General features: G+C 57.4%; 20 protein-coding genes, 1 tRNA gene and 1 pseudogene. 11 read left to right on the forward strand and 11 right to left on the reverse strand.

Going from position 1 to position 17,444, the window contains the following annotated elements; genetic code table 11:
• Positions 1-251: 251 nt before the first annotated feature.
• The 4 genes from AC1RT4_RS16465 to AC1RT4_RS16480 all read left to right on the forward strand — a co-directional run bounded on the left by AC1RT4_RS16465 (position 252) and on the right by AC1RT4_RS16480 (position 2,464).
• A complete protein-coding gene (locus AC1RT4_RS16465; protein WP_007952620.1) occupies positions 252-998 on the forward strand; it encodes a 2OG-Fe dioxygenase family protein in 747 nt (248 codons plus the stop codon).
• Between the two features lie 79 nt (positions 999-1,077).
• A complete protein-coding gene (locus tag AC1RT4_RS16470) occupies positions 1,078-1,455 on the forward strand; it encodes a GNAT family N-acetyltransferase (RefSeq protein ID WP_007952618.1) in 378 nt (125 codons plus the stop codon).
• Positions 1,452-2,168: an AzlC family ABC transporter permease gene (locus AC1RT4_RS16475; RefSeq protein WP_085702720.1), complete on the forward strand. Its 717-nt coding sequence runs from the start codon at positions 1,452-1,454 to the stop codon at positions 2,166-2,168. Before AC1RT4_RS16470 ends, AC1RT4_RS16475 begins: the two co-directional genes overlap by 4 nt.
• Complete coding sequence (locus AC1RT4_RS16480) at positions 2,147-2,464, forward strand: AzlD domain-containing protein (RefSeq protein ID WP_007952614.1); 318 nt, start codon at positions 2,147-2,149, stop codon at positions 2,462-2,464. Before AC1RT4_RS16475 ends, AC1RT4_RS16480 begins: the two co-directional genes overlap by 22 nt.
• Here AC1RT4_RS16480 and AC1RT4_RS16485 read toward each other — a convergent pair.
• Complete coding sequence (locus AC1RT4_RS16485) at positions 2,381-3,307, reverse strand: LysR family transcriptional regulator (RefSeq protein WP_493086387.1); 927 nt, start codon at positions 3,305-3,307, stop codon at positions 2,381-2,383. The two genes, AC1RT4_RS16480 and AC1RT4_RS16485, sit on opposite strands and share 84 nt — an antisense overlap.
• A 693-nt stretch (positions 3,308-4,000) precedes the next feature.
• On the opposite strand from AC1RT4_RS16485, the gene AC1RT4_RS16490 reads away from it, so the two are divergent.
• The 6 genes and pseudogenes from AC1RT4_RS16490 to AC1RT4_RS16515 all read left to right on the forward strand — a co-directional run bounded on the left by AC1RT4_RS16490 (position 4,001) and on the right by AC1RT4_RS16515 (position 7,884).
• A complete protein-coding gene (locus AC1RT4_RS16490; RefSeq protein ID WP_192563148.1) occupies positions 4,001-4,219 on the forward strand; it encodes a tautomerase family protein in 219 nt (72 codons plus the stop codon).
• On the forward strand, positions 4,216-4,860 hold the full coding sequence (locus AC1RT4_RS16495) for a DsbA family oxidoreductase (protein WP_493086389.1): 645 nt from the start codon (positions 4,216-4,218) through the stop codon (positions 4,858-4,860). The genes AC1RT4_RS16490 and AC1RT4_RS16495 overlap by 4 nt, the downstream gene beginning before the upstream one ends.
• A gap of 33 nt (positions 4,861-4,893) precedes the next feature.
• Positions 4,894-5,604: an SDR family NAD(P)-dependent oxidoreductase gene (locus AC1RT4_RS16500; RefSeq protein ID WP_085608639.1), complete on the forward strand. Its 711-nt coding sequence runs from the start codon at positions 4,894-4,896 to the stop codon at positions 5,602-5,604.
• 549 nt (positions 5,605-6,153) lie between these two features.
• On the forward strand, positions 6,154-7,140 hold the full coding sequence (locus AC1RT4_RS16505; protein WP_493086392.1) for a hypothetical protein: 987 nt from the start codon (positions 6,154-6,156) through the stop codon (positions 7,138-7,140).
• 175 nt (positions 7,141-7,315) lie between these two features.
• Positions 7,316-7,610 (forward strand): annotated as a pseudogene (locus tag AC1RT4_RS16510) (transcriptional regulator).
• Positions 7,600-7,884 (forward strand): helix-turn-helix domain-containing protein, encoded by a 285-nt coding sequence (locus AC1RT4_RS16515; protein WP_493086394.1) that lies wholly within the window; start codon positions 7,600-7,602, stop codon positions 7,882-7,884. Before AC1RT4_RS16510 ends, AC1RT4_RS16515 begins: the two are co-directional and overlap by 11 nt.
• A gap of 129 nt (positions 7,885-8,013) precedes the next feature.
• Here the strand turns inward: AC1RT4_RS16515 and AC1RT4_RS16520 are convergent.
• The 7 genes from AC1RT4_RS16520 to AC1RT4_RS16550 form a co-directional block, all read right to left on the reverse strand.
• Positions 8,014-8,089 (reverse strand) — tRNA-Thr (locus tag AC1RT4_RS16520).
• A 75-nt stretch (positions 8,090-8,164) separates the two neighbouring features.
• A complete protein-coding gene (locus tag AC1RT4_RS16525; protein ID WP_493086396.1) occupies positions 8,165-9,001 on the reverse strand; it encodes an FkbM family methyltransferase in 837 nt (278 codons plus the stop codon).
• Between the two features lie 344 nt (positions 9,002-9,345).
• The gene (locus AC1RT4_RS16530; RefSeq protein WP_493086398.1) at positions 9,346-10,581 is read right to left on the reverse strand and encodes a methyltransferase; all 1,236 of its coding nucleotides are present in this window, start codon (positions 10,579-10,581) and stop codon (positions 9,346-9,348) included.
• Positions 10,562-11,251: an ABC transporter permease gene (locus tag AC1RT4_RS16535; protein WP_192563157.1), complete on the reverse strand. Its 690-nt coding sequence runs from the start codon at positions 11,249-11,251 to the stop codon at positions 10,562-10,564. The genes AC1RT4_RS16530 and AC1RT4_RS16535 overlap by 20 nt, the downstream gene beginning before the upstream one ends.
• Positions 11,248-11,943, reverse strand: coding sequence for an ABC transporter permease (locus AC1RT4_RS16540; protein WP_493086400.1), 696 nt, complete (start codon positions 11,941-11,943; stop codon positions 11,248-11,250). Before AC1RT4_RS16540 ends, AC1RT4_RS16535 begins: the two co-directional genes overlap by 4 nt.
• 78 nt (positions 11,944-12,021) lie before the next feature.
• A complete protein-coding gene (locus AC1RT4_RS16545) occupies positions 12,022-12,771 on the reverse strand; it encodes an ABC transporter substrate-binding protein (protein WP_039764659.1) in 750 nt (249 codons plus the stop codon).
• Positions 12,772-12,784: 13 nt separating this feature from the next.
• On the reverse strand, positions 12,785-13,558 hold the full coding sequence (locus tag AC1RT4_RS16550; RefSeq protein ID WP_007897462.1) for an ABC transporter ATP-binding protein: 774 nt from the start codon (positions 13,556-13,558) through the stop codon (positions 12,785-12,787).
• Between the two features lie 552 nt (positions 13,559-14,110).
• Here AC1RT4_RS16550 and gabP point away from each other — a divergent pair.
• Complete coding sequence (gene gabP / locus AC1RT4_RS16555; protein ID WP_007952562.1) at positions 14,111-15,502, forward strand: GABA permease; 1,392 nt, start codon at positions 14,111-14,113, stop codon at positions 15,500-15,502.
• Between the two features lie 70 nt (positions 15,503-15,572).
• Here the strand turns inward: gabP and AC1RT4_RS16560 are convergent, their stop codons facing one another.
• Genes AC1RT4_RS16560 through AC1RT4_RS16570 form a run of 3 tightly spaced genes read right to left on the reverse strand, consistent with a single transcriptional unit; the run spans position 15,573 to position 17,437 of the window.
• On the reverse strand, positions 15,573-16,025 hold the full coding sequence (locus AC1RT4_RS16560) for a hypothetical protein (protein ID WP_493086403.1): 453 nt from the start codon (positions 16,023-16,025) through the stop codon (positions 15,573-15,575).
• Between the two features lie 6 nt (positions 16,026-16,031).
• A complete protein-coding gene (locus AC1RT4_RS16565; protein WP_007952560.1) occupies positions 16,032-16,445 on the reverse strand; it encodes a hypothetical protein in 414 nt (137 codons plus the stop codon).
• A gap of 20 nt (positions 16,446-16,465) precedes the next feature.
• Positions 16,466-17,437 carry an alpha/beta hydrolase family protein gene (locus AC1RT4_RS16570; RefSeq protein ID WP_493086405.1) on the reverse strand — a complete coding sequence of 324 codons (972 nt, stop codon included), beginning with the start codon at positions 17,435-17,437 and terminating at the stop codon, positions 16,466-16,468.
• Positions 17,438-17,444 lie beyond the last annotated feature (7 nt).

Below are 17,444 nucleotides of genomic sequence, written 5' to 3' on the forward strand. Positions count from 1 at the left end.
GGTTACCGGGATAGCGAATTCTTTTTCATGAAGATCAAGAGCGTCTTTCCCGGCAATCCGTGAAGAACCTTTTTTTTTGACGCTTTTTGAAAAAGCAGCATAAAAACCCGTGTTTTTGTCATTTGAAATGCACTTTCAAGCCGTTTCAAATCGCGTTTCAAACAGGGCTTTAAATGCCTGAAATTCTTTCTCATGGACGCAAATTCTCCACCTAATAGATTAGGCCGCTCAATGCAGCGGAGAATTTGGTAATGATCGTTTTAACCAGAGAAGTGGGCGAATCGCTACGGCGCGACAAGTACGCCAATGTGCAGGGTGCTGACTTCAATCTCTACGGTCATTTCGCCGACTTCGTCAGACTGACCAAAAGTTGGGAAAACATGGAGCCTGACAGTTACTACGGTCAGGCCGAAGCCGGCATGCGTTACCGTCGTTACAGCGACTTTGAATACAACCCCAAGACTCGCGAACTGAAGCAGCTGGAACATCGCGCATACGTGCAGTCCAAAGCCAACAACAGCTATGTGGGCGGCGTGGTGCGGCACTTCCAGGACTTCTCGGACGAAGTCATCAGCTCGCCAGTGATGCGCAGCCTGATCGACACCGATTTTGAAGTGTACAAAAGCGTGTTGCCGGAAGAGCTGCACGATGAAATCTGGCAGTGCCAGATCCATCAGATCCGCATCGAGATCAAACCCGGCAAACAACTGGAAATCACCCCGGAAGGGATTCACTGCGACGGTTATCCGTTCAGCGGCGTGCACTTCTGGGGGCGCAACAATGTCGAGGGCGCGGAGAGTCGTCTGTACGACATCCACGAGCATCAACTGGCGTCGACCACCTACCAGGAAATCCTCGACACCACCTACTTCCTCGACCGCGACATGCGCCACTACGTGACACCGGCACGCAATACTCACTCCCACGCCATGGCGTACCGGCAGATCCTGGCAATTTCCTTCTCGCGGCCCGGGACCGCTTTCGACATTGTTCGCTAATCAGATCACCCAAATAGACGGCGTCGAATGCTCGACGCCGGTGGTGCTGCGGCGCGCGACAGCCAAGGACGCGCAGCGCATGGAGCGTTTCTTCCGCCAGTTCGACGAAGTGTCGTTCTGTGAATGGCAGGACGCCAAATGCCTGCGCGGCGTGCTGATCCAGAAAACCACCACGGCCTATCTCGCTTTCGATGTCGAAGGCGAAATCGTCGGTGCGGTGCTGGGCGGCATGCTGGGCAGTCGCGGCACCATCAACCATCTGGCAGTCAGCCTGCGCTATCGCAGCCAGGGTGTCGGTCAGCGGCTGGTGGAAGCAGCGTCGGCCGACATGAAACGGGTCGGTGTGCTGCGGATGTTTCTGTTCGTCGACGATGCTAACCTCGCGGGCAAGCGTTTCTGGACGGCCCAGGGTTTTTGCGAACCTCACGGCGAGCGGACATTTGAGAGGGATCTATGAATGAAACATCCGGCAGTGCGCCGCTGATGGTCGACCGTCAGCCATCGCGCACCTTTGCCGAAGCCAGCCCGGTGGTGGCCGGTTACTTCACCGTATCGTTCGTGTTCGGGCTGATGGCCGTCAACGCCGGGCTGCCGCTGTGGCTGCCGGTGGCCATGTGTCTGTTTGTGTATGCCGGGGCTTCGCAATTCGCGGCGCTGGCGCTGATCAGCAGCGGGGCATCGCTGACCACCATCGTGCTGACCACGTTTCTGATCAACGCGCGGCACATGCTGATGTCGGTCTACATGGCGAAGGCCCTGCGGGCGCTGGGTCTGAGCCGCATGGAGCGCTGGTGTTACGCCGGCGGCCTGACCGATGAATCGTTCGCCTTCCACAGCGTCAAACTGGGCACCGGTGCCCCGGTGAACATCCGTTATCTGATCGGCTTCAACCTGTTCTGCCACACCTCCTGGGTGATCGGCGGATTGCTCGGCGCCCTGTGCGCGCAGTACGCGTCGCACCTGATCAAATATCAGCTCGACTACGCGCTGACCGCGATGATGCTCTACGTGCTGGTCTCGCTGTGCAACACCCGCAACAAACTCATCGCCGCTATGGCCGCAGTCGTCTGCATGGGCGCACTGAGTCTGGTGGGCAGCTCGCCGTTCAACGTTTTCATCGCCACGTTTGTGGGCTGCGGAGTGGGTGTATGCCTGACCAAACGTTCCTGATCCTGGTGGTCGCGCTGATGATGGCCGTGACTTTCCTGCCACGAGCCTTGCCGCTGCAGGTCAACACCGAGCACTGGCCGCCCTTCGTCGCTCGGGCGCTGGAATACCTGCCGGTGGCGATCGTCGCTGCCATCAGCCTGACACCCTTGTTGATCAAGGATCAGCACATACAGCTCGATCGCCCGGAGTTCTATGCAGCGATTCCGACGTTGTTATGTGCGTATTTCAGCAAAAACCTCTTTCTCAGTGTGGCGGTTGGGACGGCTGCGTACATTGCGCTCGGCTCGTTCATGTAGCGGCAGATCGACCACGTCGTTCAACGCCTGGCCGGACAGATCCGGGTTGTTCACCGCCAGGCGCACTTCGAGGAAATCCTCGAACCCGGGGAAGATCGTCAGGCCATTCTTCTGCGCAGCCTCGCGGGAGACCATGCCGACCGCGTCCATCTGGGTGATGAGCGACAGGGTCAGCGTTTCGCTGCAGGAGTAGATCGTCCGCTGACTGTTCTCGTGATTGCCCAGCCCGGCGTCGAGAAAACGCAAAAAGCTGTGGGAATACGGACAATCTTCTGCGGGACGCACCTGAAACTTGTTGCCAAGCAACGTCAGCGGATCGTTCTCCTGACCACAATGCGCGCCGACCACCTGCACCTGCACTTCCGGCAGGACAATGCTCGGCAGACCCGGACGCTGCGGGCCGATCAGCACCGCAAGGTCGAAGTCCTCGTTCTTCAGCTTGCTGAGGTTTTCCATCGACTCGGCGTAGCTGAATTCCATCTGGTATTCGGGAAAAACCTCGATCAGGCGTTCGATCATTCGCCGGTTGAAGTCCGGGTCCAGCGTGGTGTTCAACGCCACTTTCAACGTGCGCTGTCCTGGCACCTTCAACGTTTCGACTTTCTCTTCCATCTGCCGCGTGGCAATCAGCACTCTGTCCATATAGGGCGTCAGCTCCGTGCCTTGCGGCGTCAGCGTCAGCCCCTTGTTGGATCGTCTAAACAAGCGGAAACCGAACTGCTCTTCGACCTTGTTCAGCTGTGCGGCCAGGGCCTGCACGGTCAGGCACGAATGCTCGGCTGCGGCCGACAACGAGCCGGTCTGCACGATGCGCATGAGGTTGCGTAAGGTTCTGCTATCCATGGGTAATGCCCTCTGAAGTGGGCTGGGTATTGTTGTGTACGTGACGGCCTGAACGGCGCCATTTGCCGGCTATATTCCTGTACCTGAGCATAGTTGTCGCGCAATTAGTAGCGAATTGATGTCCCCGCCGATGGCTGGAGGCTGACACAGGATCGGGGTTTTTGGTGACGTGGGGGTGATTGGGGTCAAAAAAAGTGCACGGTTTGGGTGCGTCTTCGGGGATTTTCAAAGGGAAACGACTGACACGAAGGGTGCCTTTTACCCGCAGTTTTTACGGACAGGTCCCAGAGATCACTGCGAATGAGCTGATATCGGCTGCCAGAGTGATCGTCTCTAATAAGTCGCACTGACCGGGAATAGGTAATTGCGATGGCGATTCAACGAAAACCCGAACATGTGCGAAGACCCTCGCGGAAGACCGCCCGAGCCATGAGGGAAGCATGCCTGCTTCGCGAGTATTTCGGTTCTATAGATGAGCTGCTGAAGGCTCAAGACGATGCAGAAAAAGGCATTGAGGTGCGCTGAACTGACGCGTTCGTTTGCTCAAATTCTTGTGTAGTTGCTACAGGTTATTCATTACACCACCTCACAAATGAAGTACCCCACCCCTACTTTTTCCCCTCCCGGCACACGCCTACATTGAGCTCCAACACCTGACCATCATCCCGAGGGCAGGTCACTGGAGTAGTCGTCATGCCATTTGTCAGCGTACGCATCACCCGCGACGGTGTTACCCGCGAGCAGAAAGCTCAGGTGATCGCCGAAATCACTGAAACCCTGGAACGCGTCCTCAACAAGCGCCCGGACCTGACCCACATCGTGATCGAAGAAGTCGACACCGATAACTGGGGCTACGCCGGCATCACCACCACCGAATACCGCCGACAACTGGTGGAACGGGGCCAGTCATGAGCCAGGCCGTGACCATCGATTTCGTTTCCGACGTGGTGTGCCCCTGGTGCGCGCTCGGGGCGACAGCGCTGGAGCAGGCGATCGGCAATCTGGCCGGCGAGGTTTCGGTGGAGCTGACCTACAAGCCCTTCGAACTCAACCCGGACATGCCCGCCGAAGGTGAACCAGCGGTGCAGCACCTGATGCGCAAATACGGCCGCACCGCCGAAGACGTCGCCGCCGGCAAGAAGATGCAGATCGAGCGCGGCACGGCCATCGGGTTCGAGTTTGACCTGGAGAAACGCACGCACTTTCACAACACCTTCGACGCCCATCGATTGCTGATGTGGGCGGCGCAGGAAGGGCGGCAAGTCGCGCTGAAAAAGATCCTGCTGCGCGCTTACTTCCGCGACGGCGACAACCCGAACGATCACCCGACGCTGATCCGTCTGGCGACCGAAGCGGGACTGGATGCAGCGAGGGCCCGCAAGGTGCTGGCCAACGACGAATTCGCCAGCGAAGTACGGCAACTGCAAGCCTTCTACCGGCAGCACGGGATCAACTCGGTGCCCGCGCTGATCCTGAACGGCAAGCACCTGGTTTCCGGTTCGCAATCGGTCGAGTACTACGAACAAATGCTGAAACAACTGGCTACAGCCTGATTCAACACCTACTTATTGATTGAGGATTTCATCATGAGCAACTCGAAAAAAACCGTCGTTATCACCGGTGCTTCCCAAGGTCTGGGCGAAGGCATGGTCAAGGCCTTCCGGGAACTGGGCTACAACATCGTCGCCACTTCGCGCTCGATCAAGCCGTCGAACGATCCGCAGATCCTGACCATCGCCGGCGACATCGGCGACCCGGCCACCGCACAGCGCGTGATCAGCGAAGGCGTGGCACGTTTCGGCCGCATTGACACCCTGGTCAACAACGCCGGCATCTTCGTCGCCAAACCGTTCACCGCCTACACCCCGGAAGACTACGCGGCGGTGCTGTCGGTCAACCTCAACGGCTTCTTCTACATCACCCAACTGGCCATCGCCGAGATGGAAAAACAGGGCAAGGGCCACGTGGTCAACATCACCACCAGCCTGGTCGACCACGCCATCGACGGCGTGCCCTCGGTCCTCGCTTCGCTGACCAAGGGTGGCCTCAACGCGGCCACCAAATCCCTGGCCATCGAATACGCCAAACGCGGAATCCGGGTGAACGCGGTATCACCGGGCATCATCAAAACGCCGATGCATGGCGAAGAGACCCACGCGGCACTGGGCGCGCTGCATCCGGTTGGGCACATGGGTGAAATCGACGATATTGCGCAGGCCGTGGTGTATCTCGATAACGCGAATTTTGTGACGGGCGAGATTCTGCATGTGGATGGTGGGCAGAGCGCTGGGCACTGATTGATGCGGTAACACAAAGCCCTTGCAGCGATGCGAAGGTTAATGAAATGGTCATACCCAAGACCCAGCGAGGGCTACGCTTTCGCTGGGTGTTCTGCTTTCGGAGGTTATCATCATAAGCGAGTCCGAAATAATAGATGTCCGTCTCGGCAAGCATTATTTCCACTTTCACGGCCAGGATCAATTTGGCTAAGAACTGTTCTGCAAGAAACTCCATCCAATTTAGAGTATTCAGTTATTCGACTGATTAAATGGGCTGTGCTTTGGTGGGGCAAGTCTATGTCAGGTCGTTTTTATTACTCAAGAAGACATTAAAATTTAAATTTGAAATTGCCCTTCTTAATATTGCGATTTCCATTGAATAAGTGTTCTACCCCACCCTTCATAAATGAGTTGCTCGGCGCTGAGCGATAGGATTTGACTTTTTATCTGATGTTAGAAGCTCATGAGAAATAAGATATTAAAATATTTTTACCTTGGCGACGAATTGGAGTACTATTTTTCTGCAAAATTTATTTTCAGTATTGCCTATAAATTTGAGTAAGTGGAATGATTCAAACAAACACTAAAGTTTTAGTTGTGGTTGGAGTGATATTGGGGGGTGTTATTTGCGTTTTTTTATCGCTGATATTGCTTTCGATGTTTCCGTTTGTAGAGTCAATATTTCCTCCAAAAACTTATGAATTTTTTAAAGATATTTTAGGCCCGGTTGCCGCAGGTTTTGGTGGGGCTATAGCCGGTGTGCTCACCTCTCATAACATTCAGGTGAAAATGGAGGCAAAAAAAGCTGAGGTACATGCTCTGGAAGATAAACGGAAGTTAAATATTAAAAGGGCAAGTGATTATAATAAAGGTGTTGGCATCCTTGTAGCGAAATATCGGGATATTGCAAATTTAAAAAAGCAAGTTGTTTGGCCATGCGCCACAGATGAGTTGAGATTCTTAACTATGCCAGTGTCTCAAAAAATACCACTCAATGAAAATAGAGCTACTGACTATCTTGATGAGCTACTGATTGAAGAGTCTATGGGTAGTATTCTTTCTAGACTGATGGTGGTTGAACAAAAATATGTTGCAACGATGTCGGGAGTGTTGGATCGAAATGATCAGATTTTGCCCTATCGTGCTGAATTCGATGCCGCTATTCCCAGAACTCATCATAGAATGCGAGTTAGCCTAAGCGAAGTCGTTTTGATTCACGGTTGTACGAGGCTTCTTAGGCTTTACTCATTCAGTGAAAATCTCATTGCTAACATCGATGATACGTTGAGCTCTTTTGATGAAGTTCTCTCTCAGCTGCAATCTGACGTATTGTGTCGCATAAAGTTGAAAGATGTGAATGTTGTTGATTTTGTTAACGATCGACGAGCTATAATCACTACCCCGGCTCCATACTATAAGACTGTGGATGAACTGGCTGATGCCATTGGTATCGATGATTCAAAGTCACTTGCTATGAGGAATTGGAGGGCGTTTCGCGGCGATTATAATTGCTCATATGTAAGCTGTTCGATGCCCCCTCCCTCGGGTGGTTAAAATCTCTACGTGCTTCTTTTGTTTTAGTTGATTTCATCTGTGGTGCTTTGTAAGGAAGTAGTTAAAGTATCTACTTTTTGAATGCTGGTTAGATGCTGTAGAGGTTTGCTGCGTTGTTCGCGTATATTTTAATGCCGTATGCGTGAACGATGTTATAAGTATTATCAAATCAGCAATTTTCAAACTCTACGATGACGGTATCTGGTGCCAAAGGTGAGCGGCATGAATTCATAAACTGGCTTGCCGCAAATCCGCTGGTCGGTGACGTCGTTCCGGGTAGCGGAGGCCTGCGCAAGGTTCGCTGGTCTCGTAGCGGTATGGGCAAGCGAGGTGGTACACGTGTCATTTATTACAACACGCTTTCCGAAGGCTCAATCTGGTTGCTGATTGCCTACACCAAGGCCAAATTCGACAACCTGCCCGCAGCTTTCCTTAAGCAATTGAAGGAGGAAATCAGCGATGGTCAATGAACTGGAGCAATTCCAGCAGGACTTGCTGGACTCTGTCCGCCAAGTGAAGGCGGGAAAGGCTGCTCGTGTGACAGAGGTGCCACTCTCGGCGGCTGCTGAAGCGCGGGCCAAGGTGGGCGTTTCGCAGAGTGCGTTCGCCAAGTTGATCGGTGTGAGTCTGCGGACGTTGCAGGATTGGGAGCAGGGTCGCAGGCAGCCGACAGGTGCGGCACAGACATTGTTACGTGTTGCAAGCCAGCATCCGGAAGCATTGCGGAATTTGCTGCCAGCCTGAGGTGAAATCGTCTATGGATTGTTCCGATTAGAACTGGCAACGCGGTTGCCGATGATCGGGATGTGGACGAAATGTGGACACTCCAGAAACAACAAAGCCCCTGCATTTCTGCAGGGGCTTCGCTTTGTATGGTGCCGGCACCAGGAATCGAACCCGGGACCTACTGATTACAAGTCAGTTGCTCTACCATCTGAGCTATACCGGCGTGTGGGCGACGATTATAGCGGCTCGGTTGCTTCTGTAAACCCCTGAATTCAGACTATTTTTGCGCGGGCTCCGATCAGGCTCGGCGCAGGACGTTGCGCAGTTTCTGGAGCGCTCGCCAGGCGCGGTTGTTCTGGAGCGCGCGCAGTTGGGCTTCGGCGTGTTCGGCGCGTTGCGTGGCGGCGCTGATTTGCGCCAGGGCGTCGGCTTCGCCGGGGCTGACGGGGTGGGCGAAGGGGTGGCCGAGGCACAGCTGGAAGTTGTCGAGCTGGCAGGGCGGCATGTCGAAGGCCGGTTTGAGGTTCAGGTGTTCGTCGGCCAGGAAGTAGCTGTTGAGGCCGTCGAAGCAGACGTTGGTGTAGCCGGCGTCGGTGATCAGGTGTTCCCAGGTGTGGTCGCGCTCGAACGGGGTTTCGATGAGGATGATCCACGGGCGGAAGCGGCTGAAGTCCATGCCGCGCAGCACGGTTTCTTCGTGGCCTTCGACGTCGATTTTCAGGAAGTGGATTTCGCGGCCGGCGGCGTGTTCTTCGCAGATCGAGGTCAGGGTGCGGGCCTTGACGGTGAGGCTGCGCACGTCGAGGCCTAGGTCGCGGCGTTCCTGAGCCGTTACGGGGTCGGCGGTGGACAGGCCGGTGCCCGGAATGCCGTAGAAGGTCACTTCGCCGGGCTTGTCACTGGCGATGCATTGCAGGGTCGTGTCACGTGGGCGTTGTTGGCGCAGGGCGTCGTGGAAGTTCTGCATCGGCTCGACGTTGATGCCGCTCCAGCCGCGATCGTAGAACGCCTTGGTCACCGAGTCGTGGATCGGGTCATTGGCGCCGACATCGATATAGAAGCCATTTTCAAAGAACTTGAGGGCGCGCCACAGGCGGATGTCTTCGAAATTCTGTGCGTAAGAGATGAACGTCACGGTCACTCCCTGTCGGTCAGGTTCTTCTTGTTCGTGCGTGCGCTGCCGGCACGGTGTGAGCCTGTATAGCAAGGGTGGTTGGCCGGTGCAATTTTCCATTGCCCGCGTCCACGATTCGGCGGTTATGTCCTTTTGGTCGAGGGCTTATGCACAACAGGCTTTGAAGAGGGCGCGCTTAGGCAGGTTTTTGTGGACGGGTTCTCATTTGAGCCGCAAATCCCTGTTTTGCCGGTTTTTTATTTATGTGAACAAAAAATGACCAGCGCTGTTAATGGCCTGAAACAGCCGTGGATATTGGATCCACGATAAATCCATCAACAGAGTTATCCACAGGGCGTGGAAGATTAAACGCGTTCGGCCAGCAGCAGGAAATTGCGCGGTGTGAGCGGCGCCTCGCTGAAGGTGCCGAGGCGTACGATGTATCCCTGCTCGGTAAGGAAAAGTGCCCGGTCAAGATTCAGCCAAAGCTCCAATGGCCGTCGGAATAGTCCGCGCAGTAATTCCAGGTTGCGAACTTCGGCCAATCGCTGCCAACCGGCCGCTTCCAGTGCTACCCAATCTGGTGAGCCGATTGTGGATAACTCTTTCAGCGCTGCCAGGTCGCGACAGAAATCGGCAAATGGTTTGTCCAGCCAGGCGCTTGGCAGAGAAGGCGTTGGCAGGTATTCGTCGACGCCGCGCATTTGCCGTTGCAGCAGATCAAAGGCAAGTCGCCGGGCCATGGAGCTGTCACGCTGACGTCGGACGCGGGCACCGGCGGTGACGGTTTCGCTCATCGGCAGGGACAGATCTTCCAGCGAAAGCTGTAGGACGGAGCGCGAGCCGGCGCAAGACAGCGTCTGATATTCAGTGCGATTGATCCGGTTGTAGCAGCACGGTGCGATCGCCAGTTGTCGGCAGCCAGCGGCGGAGGCCAGTTGCATCAGTTGCACATGCAGATCACCGCAAGCGTGCAGGGCGACAGGTGTGTGTTCGGCGTTCAGCAATAAAGCGGTGTTCGCGGCGAGCACATCCTGCTCGACGTGCAGCGCATGCAGGTGATGACGCTGACTCAGCGCCTGACCGCTGGCAACCAGCGCCGGGTCATATTCCAGGCAGGTGAGTTGCTGATCAGCGCCGAGCAGACGCCGTCCCAAATGGCCTTTGCCCGAACACCAATCCAGCCAGTGCTTCGGTTGCGAGGCAAACGACAGGCGGCTGGCGAAGGCTTCGATCTGCTGCCATTTGCGCCCGGGCACATCGACATTAAGACGATGCCCGGCGGCTTCCAGCGAATGCGCAGGCAGCTCACCCACCGAACTCAACTCAAGCGACAACGCCGCCAATGAAGCAAATGGCTCCGGCGCATCCAAGAGTTCGGCAGGGTGGTTATGGGCATTTTCCGCATCTTCCAGCGACCGCCCGCGTAGCCACGAGGCCAATTCCGGGTAGGACGCTTCCCAGGGAAGTTGCAGATGAGTGAACGGGCGAGGCTTCCACAGCGCCTGATGCGCTGTAAGAAATGCATCCAGTGCCGTGAAGCGGGCGAGTAAGTCCTCGCCCGTTAGCACGTAAGAAGATTCAGCGTCCCTGGCACGCATCGACGCGCAGCCAGCGTTCCAGCAGTTTGAAGCCGCGAACCAGCACGTAAGCCATCACCAGATAGAACACGCCGGCAGCGAAGAAGATCTCCACCGGCAAGTAAGTGCGGGCAATGATCGTGCGCGCCATGCCGGTCAGTTCCAGCAGGGTCACGGTGCTGGCCAGGGCGCTGGCCTTGAGCATCAGGATCACTTCGTTGCTGTAGGCCGGCAGGCCGATGCGCGCGGCACGCGGCAGGATGATGTAGAACAGCGCTTTCGGTCGGGACATGCCCAGCGCCCGCGCCGCTTCGATCTCGCCCGGCGGAATCGCCTGGATTGCGCCGCGCAGGATCTCGGCGATGTACGCCGCCGTATGCAGGGTCATGGTCGCGGTGGCACACCAGAACGGATCGCGCAGGTACGGCCACATCGAGCTGTTACGCACCGCATCGAACTGCGCGAGGCCGTAGTAGACCAGGAACAGTTGAACCAGCAACGGCGTGCCACGGAAAAAGAAGATGTAGGCGTAGGGAAAAGCGCGCACGTACCAAAGCTTCGAAGAACGGGCGATGCCCAGCGGAATCGCCAGCAGCAAACCGGCGATCACGGCGATGGCTACCAGCTCCAGGGTCAGCGTCGCGCCCTGAGCAAGCTTTGGCAGCCACTTGATGATGACTTCCCAATTCATTGAGCGCTCCTCGCGAAGCCGCGTGCGGCGCGTTTTTCAAGCAAGTGCATGCCGATCATCGCCAGCACGGTCAGGCACAGGTACATGAGCGCCGCCACCATATAGAAGGTGAATGGCTGCTTGGACACGGTCACGCCGATCTGCGCGTGGCGCATGATTTCTTCCAGGCCGATGACCGACACCAGCGCGGTGTCTTTCATCAGGATCATGAACAGGTTGCCCAGGCCGGGCAGGGCGATGCGCCACATCTGCGGCATGATCAGTTTGGTGAAGATCCGCCATTTCGACAGGCCCAGGGCCACGCCGGCCTCACGGTGGCCTTTGGGAATGGCGAGGATCGCGCCACGAAAAACTTCCGTGGCGTAGGCGCCGAAGCACAGGCCCAGCGCGATGACGCCGGCGGCGAAGGCGCTGAGTTCCAGTTCGGGATGGCCGAGGAACTCACCTAGCGCGCGCATCGCGTTGACCGTACCGAAGTAGATCAACAGCACCCAGAGCAATTCCGGAACGCCACGCACCAGGGTCGAATAGGTTCCGCCAAGCCATTGCAGCGGCTTGTACGGGGAAGTCTTGGCCAAGGCGCCGAGCAGACCGAGCACCAGCCCCAGGCACAGGGCCGAGAGTGCCAGTTTGACGGTCATCAGCGCGCCGGCGAAGAGCGCCGGGCCGAATCCGTAGAGGTCGATAATCATGGATTTCTTTTCAAATCGCGGCAGGCAAGGCCGGGGATCGGCGCCGTCATGGAACGGCGCCGATCCGGCAGGTCAGGATCAGTAGATGCTGAACGGGAAGTACTTGTCGTTGATCTTCTTGTAGGTGCCGTCGGCAACGATTTCCTTCAGCGCGGCGTTCAGCTTCTCGCGGATCGGGTCGCCTTTACGTACAGCGATACCGATCTTGTCGCTTTCTTCCACCGGGTCGCCCTTGAATTCGTAGGCTTTGCCGGCGTCGCTTTTCAGCCACTCGTAGTTGACGTATTTGTCGGCGAGGATGCCGTCCAGGCGACCGGAAGTCAGGTCGAGGTAGGCGTTTTCCTGGGTGTCGTACAGCTTGACGGTGATGTCGTCACCGAAGTTGTCTTCCAGGAAGGTGCCGGCCAGGGTCGCACGCTGGGCACCGATCACTTTGCCTTTCAGCGCAGCCTTGTCGGTCTTGAAGTCGACGTTTTTCGGCGCGATGAACTGCAGCTTGTTGGAGTAGTACGGGTCGGTGAAGTCCACCGCTTGCTTGCGCTCGTCGGTGATCGACATCGAGGAGATCAGGAAGTCGAACTTCTTGGCGTTCAGGGCCGGGATGATACCGTCCCAGTCCGAGGTAACCACGGAGCATTCAACTTTCATCTTGGCGCACAGAGCGTCGCCGATGTCTTTGTCGAAGCCGACGACGTTGCCGCTGGCGTCTTTATTGTTGAACGGCGGGTAAGCCGCTTCGATGCCCATCTTCAGGGTCTCGGCCATGGCACCGGCGCTGAACGCGAGGGTGACGGCGGCGGCCAGGAAGACCTTTTTGTAGTTCTGCATGCGGGTAGCTCCGTTAGCGGTTGCTGGACATGAATTGTTTGCAGCGCGCCGAAAGCGGGTTTTCGAACACCTGCTGTGGCGATCCTTGCTCTTCTACCAGGCCCTGGTGGAGGAACACCACTTCGCTGGAAACCTGACGGGCGAAGCCCATTTCATGGGTCACGAGCAGCATGGTGCGGCCTTCTTCGGCCAATGCGCGGATGACATTAAGTACTTCCTGGACCATTTCCGGGTCAAGGGCGGAGGTGGGCTCGTCGAACAGGATCACCTTGGGCTGCATCGCCAGCGTGCGGGCAATCGCCGCGCGTTGTTGCTGACCGCCGGACAGTTGCGCCGGGTAGGCGTGGCGCTTGTCGGCGATGCCGACCTTGGCCAGCAGCGCTTCGGCGACTTCGATGGCTTCGGCCTTGCTCTGGCCGAGCACGCGGCGCGGGGCTTCGATGATGTTGTCGAGCACGCTCATGTGCGGCCACAGATTAAAGTTTTGAAACACAAAACCAATCTCGGAGCGCAGGCGATTGATCTGCTTGCCGTCAGCGGCAACCAGTTCGCCATTCTTGGCGGCCTTGAGCTTGAGTTCTTCCCCGGCCACCAGGATCTGGCCCTGATGCGGGTTTTCCAACAGGTTGATGCAACGCAGGAACGTGGACTTGCCGGAACCGGAGGAACCCAGGATCGAGATCACATCGCCGTCGCGGGCGGTCAGCGAGATGCCTTTGAGCACCTCAAGCTGTCCGTAGCGTTTGTGCAAGTTGCGGATTTCAAGCGCGGGCGTGGCCTCAGCCATGTGCGTTCCTCATATATGTTGCGCTCCTGCTGTTGGTTGGCCTTCCTGGCGAGGCGGCCAAGCTAGCATAGCGTTTCAATGGCAGCCAACAGCGCTACGAGCGGTAAACGGATGGCGTGTGGCAGGTTGTCGCATCGGCGCAGCAGACTGTCGCCCCATCAACAACCGAACGGGTGTTTGAACGTGGATTCCCGTGGGTGTCGCGTAAAAAAAGGCGCGATGTTGCCACCTTTGGCGGGGTGTTGGAAGCGCTAACCGGCCGAACGTTCCTCATTCGCCCTTTTATTGTGCATCCCGTACTTTTTCAGTGTGTTTCTGGTGCGCTGATTCGTTTGAAAAGTGAGTCGCAGGGTAACGCTTTGGCGAAAGGCCAGTATTCTCAAGGACTTGCGATGACTGTCCGGTCGCGCTGAAAACCGCGAACCAGAAGAGTTTGAAACATTTTGGCGCAATTATTGCGTGCAGAATCTGGAACGCCCCGTTGGTTTCTTTTTACGAGAAGGAAAACCAGACGGGACGGACTGAATCGCTTTCCTCGCAAAGGTAGTTTCAATGAGCAGTACCCAAAGCTCCAATGGCCTCGAACAGGGGCTCAAACCGCGTCATGTGACCATGCTGTCGATCGCCGGGGTGATCGGTGCAGGTCTGTTCGTAGGCTCCGGCCACGCCATCGCCGCCGCCGGTCCCGCTGTTCTGCTGGCTTACGCCGCTGCTGGCGCGCTGGTTGTGCTGGTGATGCGCATGCTCGGCGAAATGGCTGTTGCCTCGCCTGACACTGGCTCGTTCTCGACTTACGCCGACCGCGCTATCGGTCACTGGGCCGGTTTCACCATCGGCTGGCTGTACTGGTGGTTCTGGGTTTTGGTAATTCCGCTGGAAGCCAACGCCGCCGCGACCATCCTGCACGCGTGGTTCCCGGGTGTGGATATCTGGGCCTTCGCGCTGATCATCACCATGCTGCTGACGGTGACCAACCTGTTCAGCGTGAAAAACTACGGTGAGTTCGAATTCTGGTTCGCCCTGCTCAAAGTCGTGGCGATCATCGGTTTCATCATCCTTGGCGTCGCGGCCATTTTCGGCTTCCTGCCGAACAGCCAGGTCAGCGGCGTTTCGCACATCTTCGACACCCAGGGCTTCCTGCCGAACGGCATGGGCGCGGTGCTGGGCGCGATCCTGACCACCATGTTCTCCTTCATGGGTACCGAGATCGTGACCATCGCGGCTGCGGAATCGAAGAACCCGGGCAAGCAGATCTCCAAGGCCACCAACTCGGTGATCTGGCGGATCGGTCTGTTCTACCTCGTTTCGATCTTCATCGTCGTGGCCCTGGTGCCATGGAATGACCCGGTTCTGGCCAGCGTCGGTTCGTACCAGACTGTGCTTGAGCGCATGGGCATCCCGAATGCCAAGATGATCGTTGATATCGTGGTTCTGGTGGCTGTGACCAGCTGCCTGAACTCGGCGCTGTACACCTCTTCGCGCATGCTGTTCTCCCTCGGCAAGCGTGGCGATGCTCCGGCCATGGCAACCCGCACCAACAAGAGCGGCACGCCTTACTGGGCGGTGATGCTGTCCACCGGCGCGGCGTTCCTGTGCACTTTCGCCAACTACGTGGCCCCGGCTGCGGTGTTCGAGTTCCTGCTGGCCAGCTCCGGCGCCATCGCACTGCTGGTGTACCTGGTGATCGCGATTTCGCAACTGCGCATGCGTAAACAACGCATGGCTCGCGGCGAGAAAATCGTCTTCAGCATGTGGCTGTTCCCGGGCCTGACCTACGCGGTGATCGTATTCATCGTCGCGGCCCTGACCATCATGCTGTTCCAGGACGCCCACCGCGTGGAAATCCTCGCGACCGGCCTGCTCAGCCTGCTGGTGGTTGCTGCCGGCCTGCTGGTGGCTCGCCGCCGCAATCTGGAAAAGCGTGGCGCCGCGGTTCTGAACTGATCCGCAACGCGTAACGCAAAACGGCCGCTGTCAGTGATGACAAGCGGCCGTTTTTGTTACTGCGAGCGGTTTATTCGCTCTTCTCTTCCTGCGCTTCCACCGACTGACCGTAGGTGTCCAGCGCAATCCCGAAATCGCTGATGAACTCCGGCTCGCTCAGCCAGGCCTGGGCGGTTTCGCGATCCATGCCGTCGGCCCACATGCGGTAGTCGATCAGCATGTCGGCGGCCAGGTGAGTGGCGGCCATGCCTTCGTTCTCGGCGTTTTCCATGTCCAGCAGTTCAGGATGATCAACGATGATGAACGCCAGCTCACGGAGCAGCGTCAGGAGCATTTCGTTGCGGCTGACGGCTTCGGCGTCGCGCATCTTGCTGAACATCGCCAGGGTGTATTCCGGGATCGGCTCGGCGAGGTGGCCGAGGTCATCGTCCTGCGCCAGGGATTTGCGACCGACCATGCGGATTTGCTTGGCTTTGGCCTTGGCGCGTTTGGCGCGTTTCTGTTGCTTGTTCAGGGATGCCATGGGAACTCAGTTTTTCTGTTGGGTTTGTGCGGCGATTGCGTCGGACGCGGCCACATAGTCTTTCTGGAAATCCGGCGATTCGATCCACGCCAGAGCGCCAGCCTCGTCGGTCTCGGTGGACCATTGGCGGTACTCGATCAGCGCGGCGAGGATGAAATCCATCGCACCTTCTTCGCCTTCCTGCTCGTACACCAGCTCCAGCAACGGGTCTTCGAGGAACGCGGTGCACAGGGCCTGCTGGCTGATCTTTTCGGCGTCGATCATTTTCTTGAACAGTTCGGTCAGGTCCACCGACTCGAAATCGATGCGGTCGTCGTTCGGGTCCAGCTCGACCGGCGCTTCCGCACGTTTGGTGCGGTTCTGCTTGGCTTTGGTCTTGGCCCGGGCGGCGCGTTTTTGCTGCTTGTTGGCGGAAGCCATGGTGTGTGTTCCGTGGTGCGTTAAAGGGCTTGGCTGCGTGGGATTTTGCGCCCCGGCGTGTCGGAGGCCAGTTCGCCGGTCTGCAGCCAGGTCAGAGCGATGGGCCATAGTGTGGCTTGGTATGCGCTGCGAAAAAAGGCGAAATGTCCGACTTGCTGCTCACCGATGTCCTGCGGCTCGATTCGCAGGTGGGTCTTTTGCGCGTTGTGGAAGTAAGCGAGCAGGCGTTCGATGGCGGGAATCGTGCCGTAGGGATCGTCGCTGATGCTGATTGCCAGAGCTCTGGCCCGAACGTTGGCGAAAGGTAATTCGGCCATCGCTTTACCGCTCGGACGCCGCTCATAACGTGCGTCAGGCGTGCTCCAGTCGCGCACCACGCCGGCGGGCGTGTCTTCCAGCCAGCCGAGTCGCTTGCCCGGAAAGTAGCCACACAACAGTGTGACCAGCGGCATCAGCAGATGCCATTTGCCGAACATCCGCCAGCGGTGCTCGGGCGCGTAATCGCGCCAGTAAGCGAATTGCGCGCCGACCGTCACCAGTCGTCGGATTATCTTTCCGGACGCCCCCAGGCCTGCTGCACAGCCACCGAAGCTGTGCCCGACCACATCGATCGGCTGACCGGGAAACTCCCGCTGCGCGCGTTTGAGAATCGCCTCGAAATCCAGTGCGCCCCAATCCGTCCACGAAGCCTGCAGATGCCTCATCGACTTCGGCCGCGATTCACCAATGCCCCGATAGTCGTAAATGATCACGTTAAAGCCGTTTGTGAACAGATACGCCGCGAAGCGTGAGTAGTGGCGGCAGCGCACGGAGGTGGCGGCGTTGATGATCACCACTGGGCGCTGTTGATCCGATGACGCGTGACGCCAGGTGAAACCGCCGAGCAGATAGCCGTCGGCGGCGGGCTCGTGGAAGGGTGCGTCCTGAACATCGCTGGCGAGCGCGGTTCTGTTTTGGGGATCTTCCAGTGCGTGCGTCTCTTGAAAACCCATGGCGCTC

The organism is Pseudomonas sp. GW821-FHT11D10, from assembly GCF_058808435.1.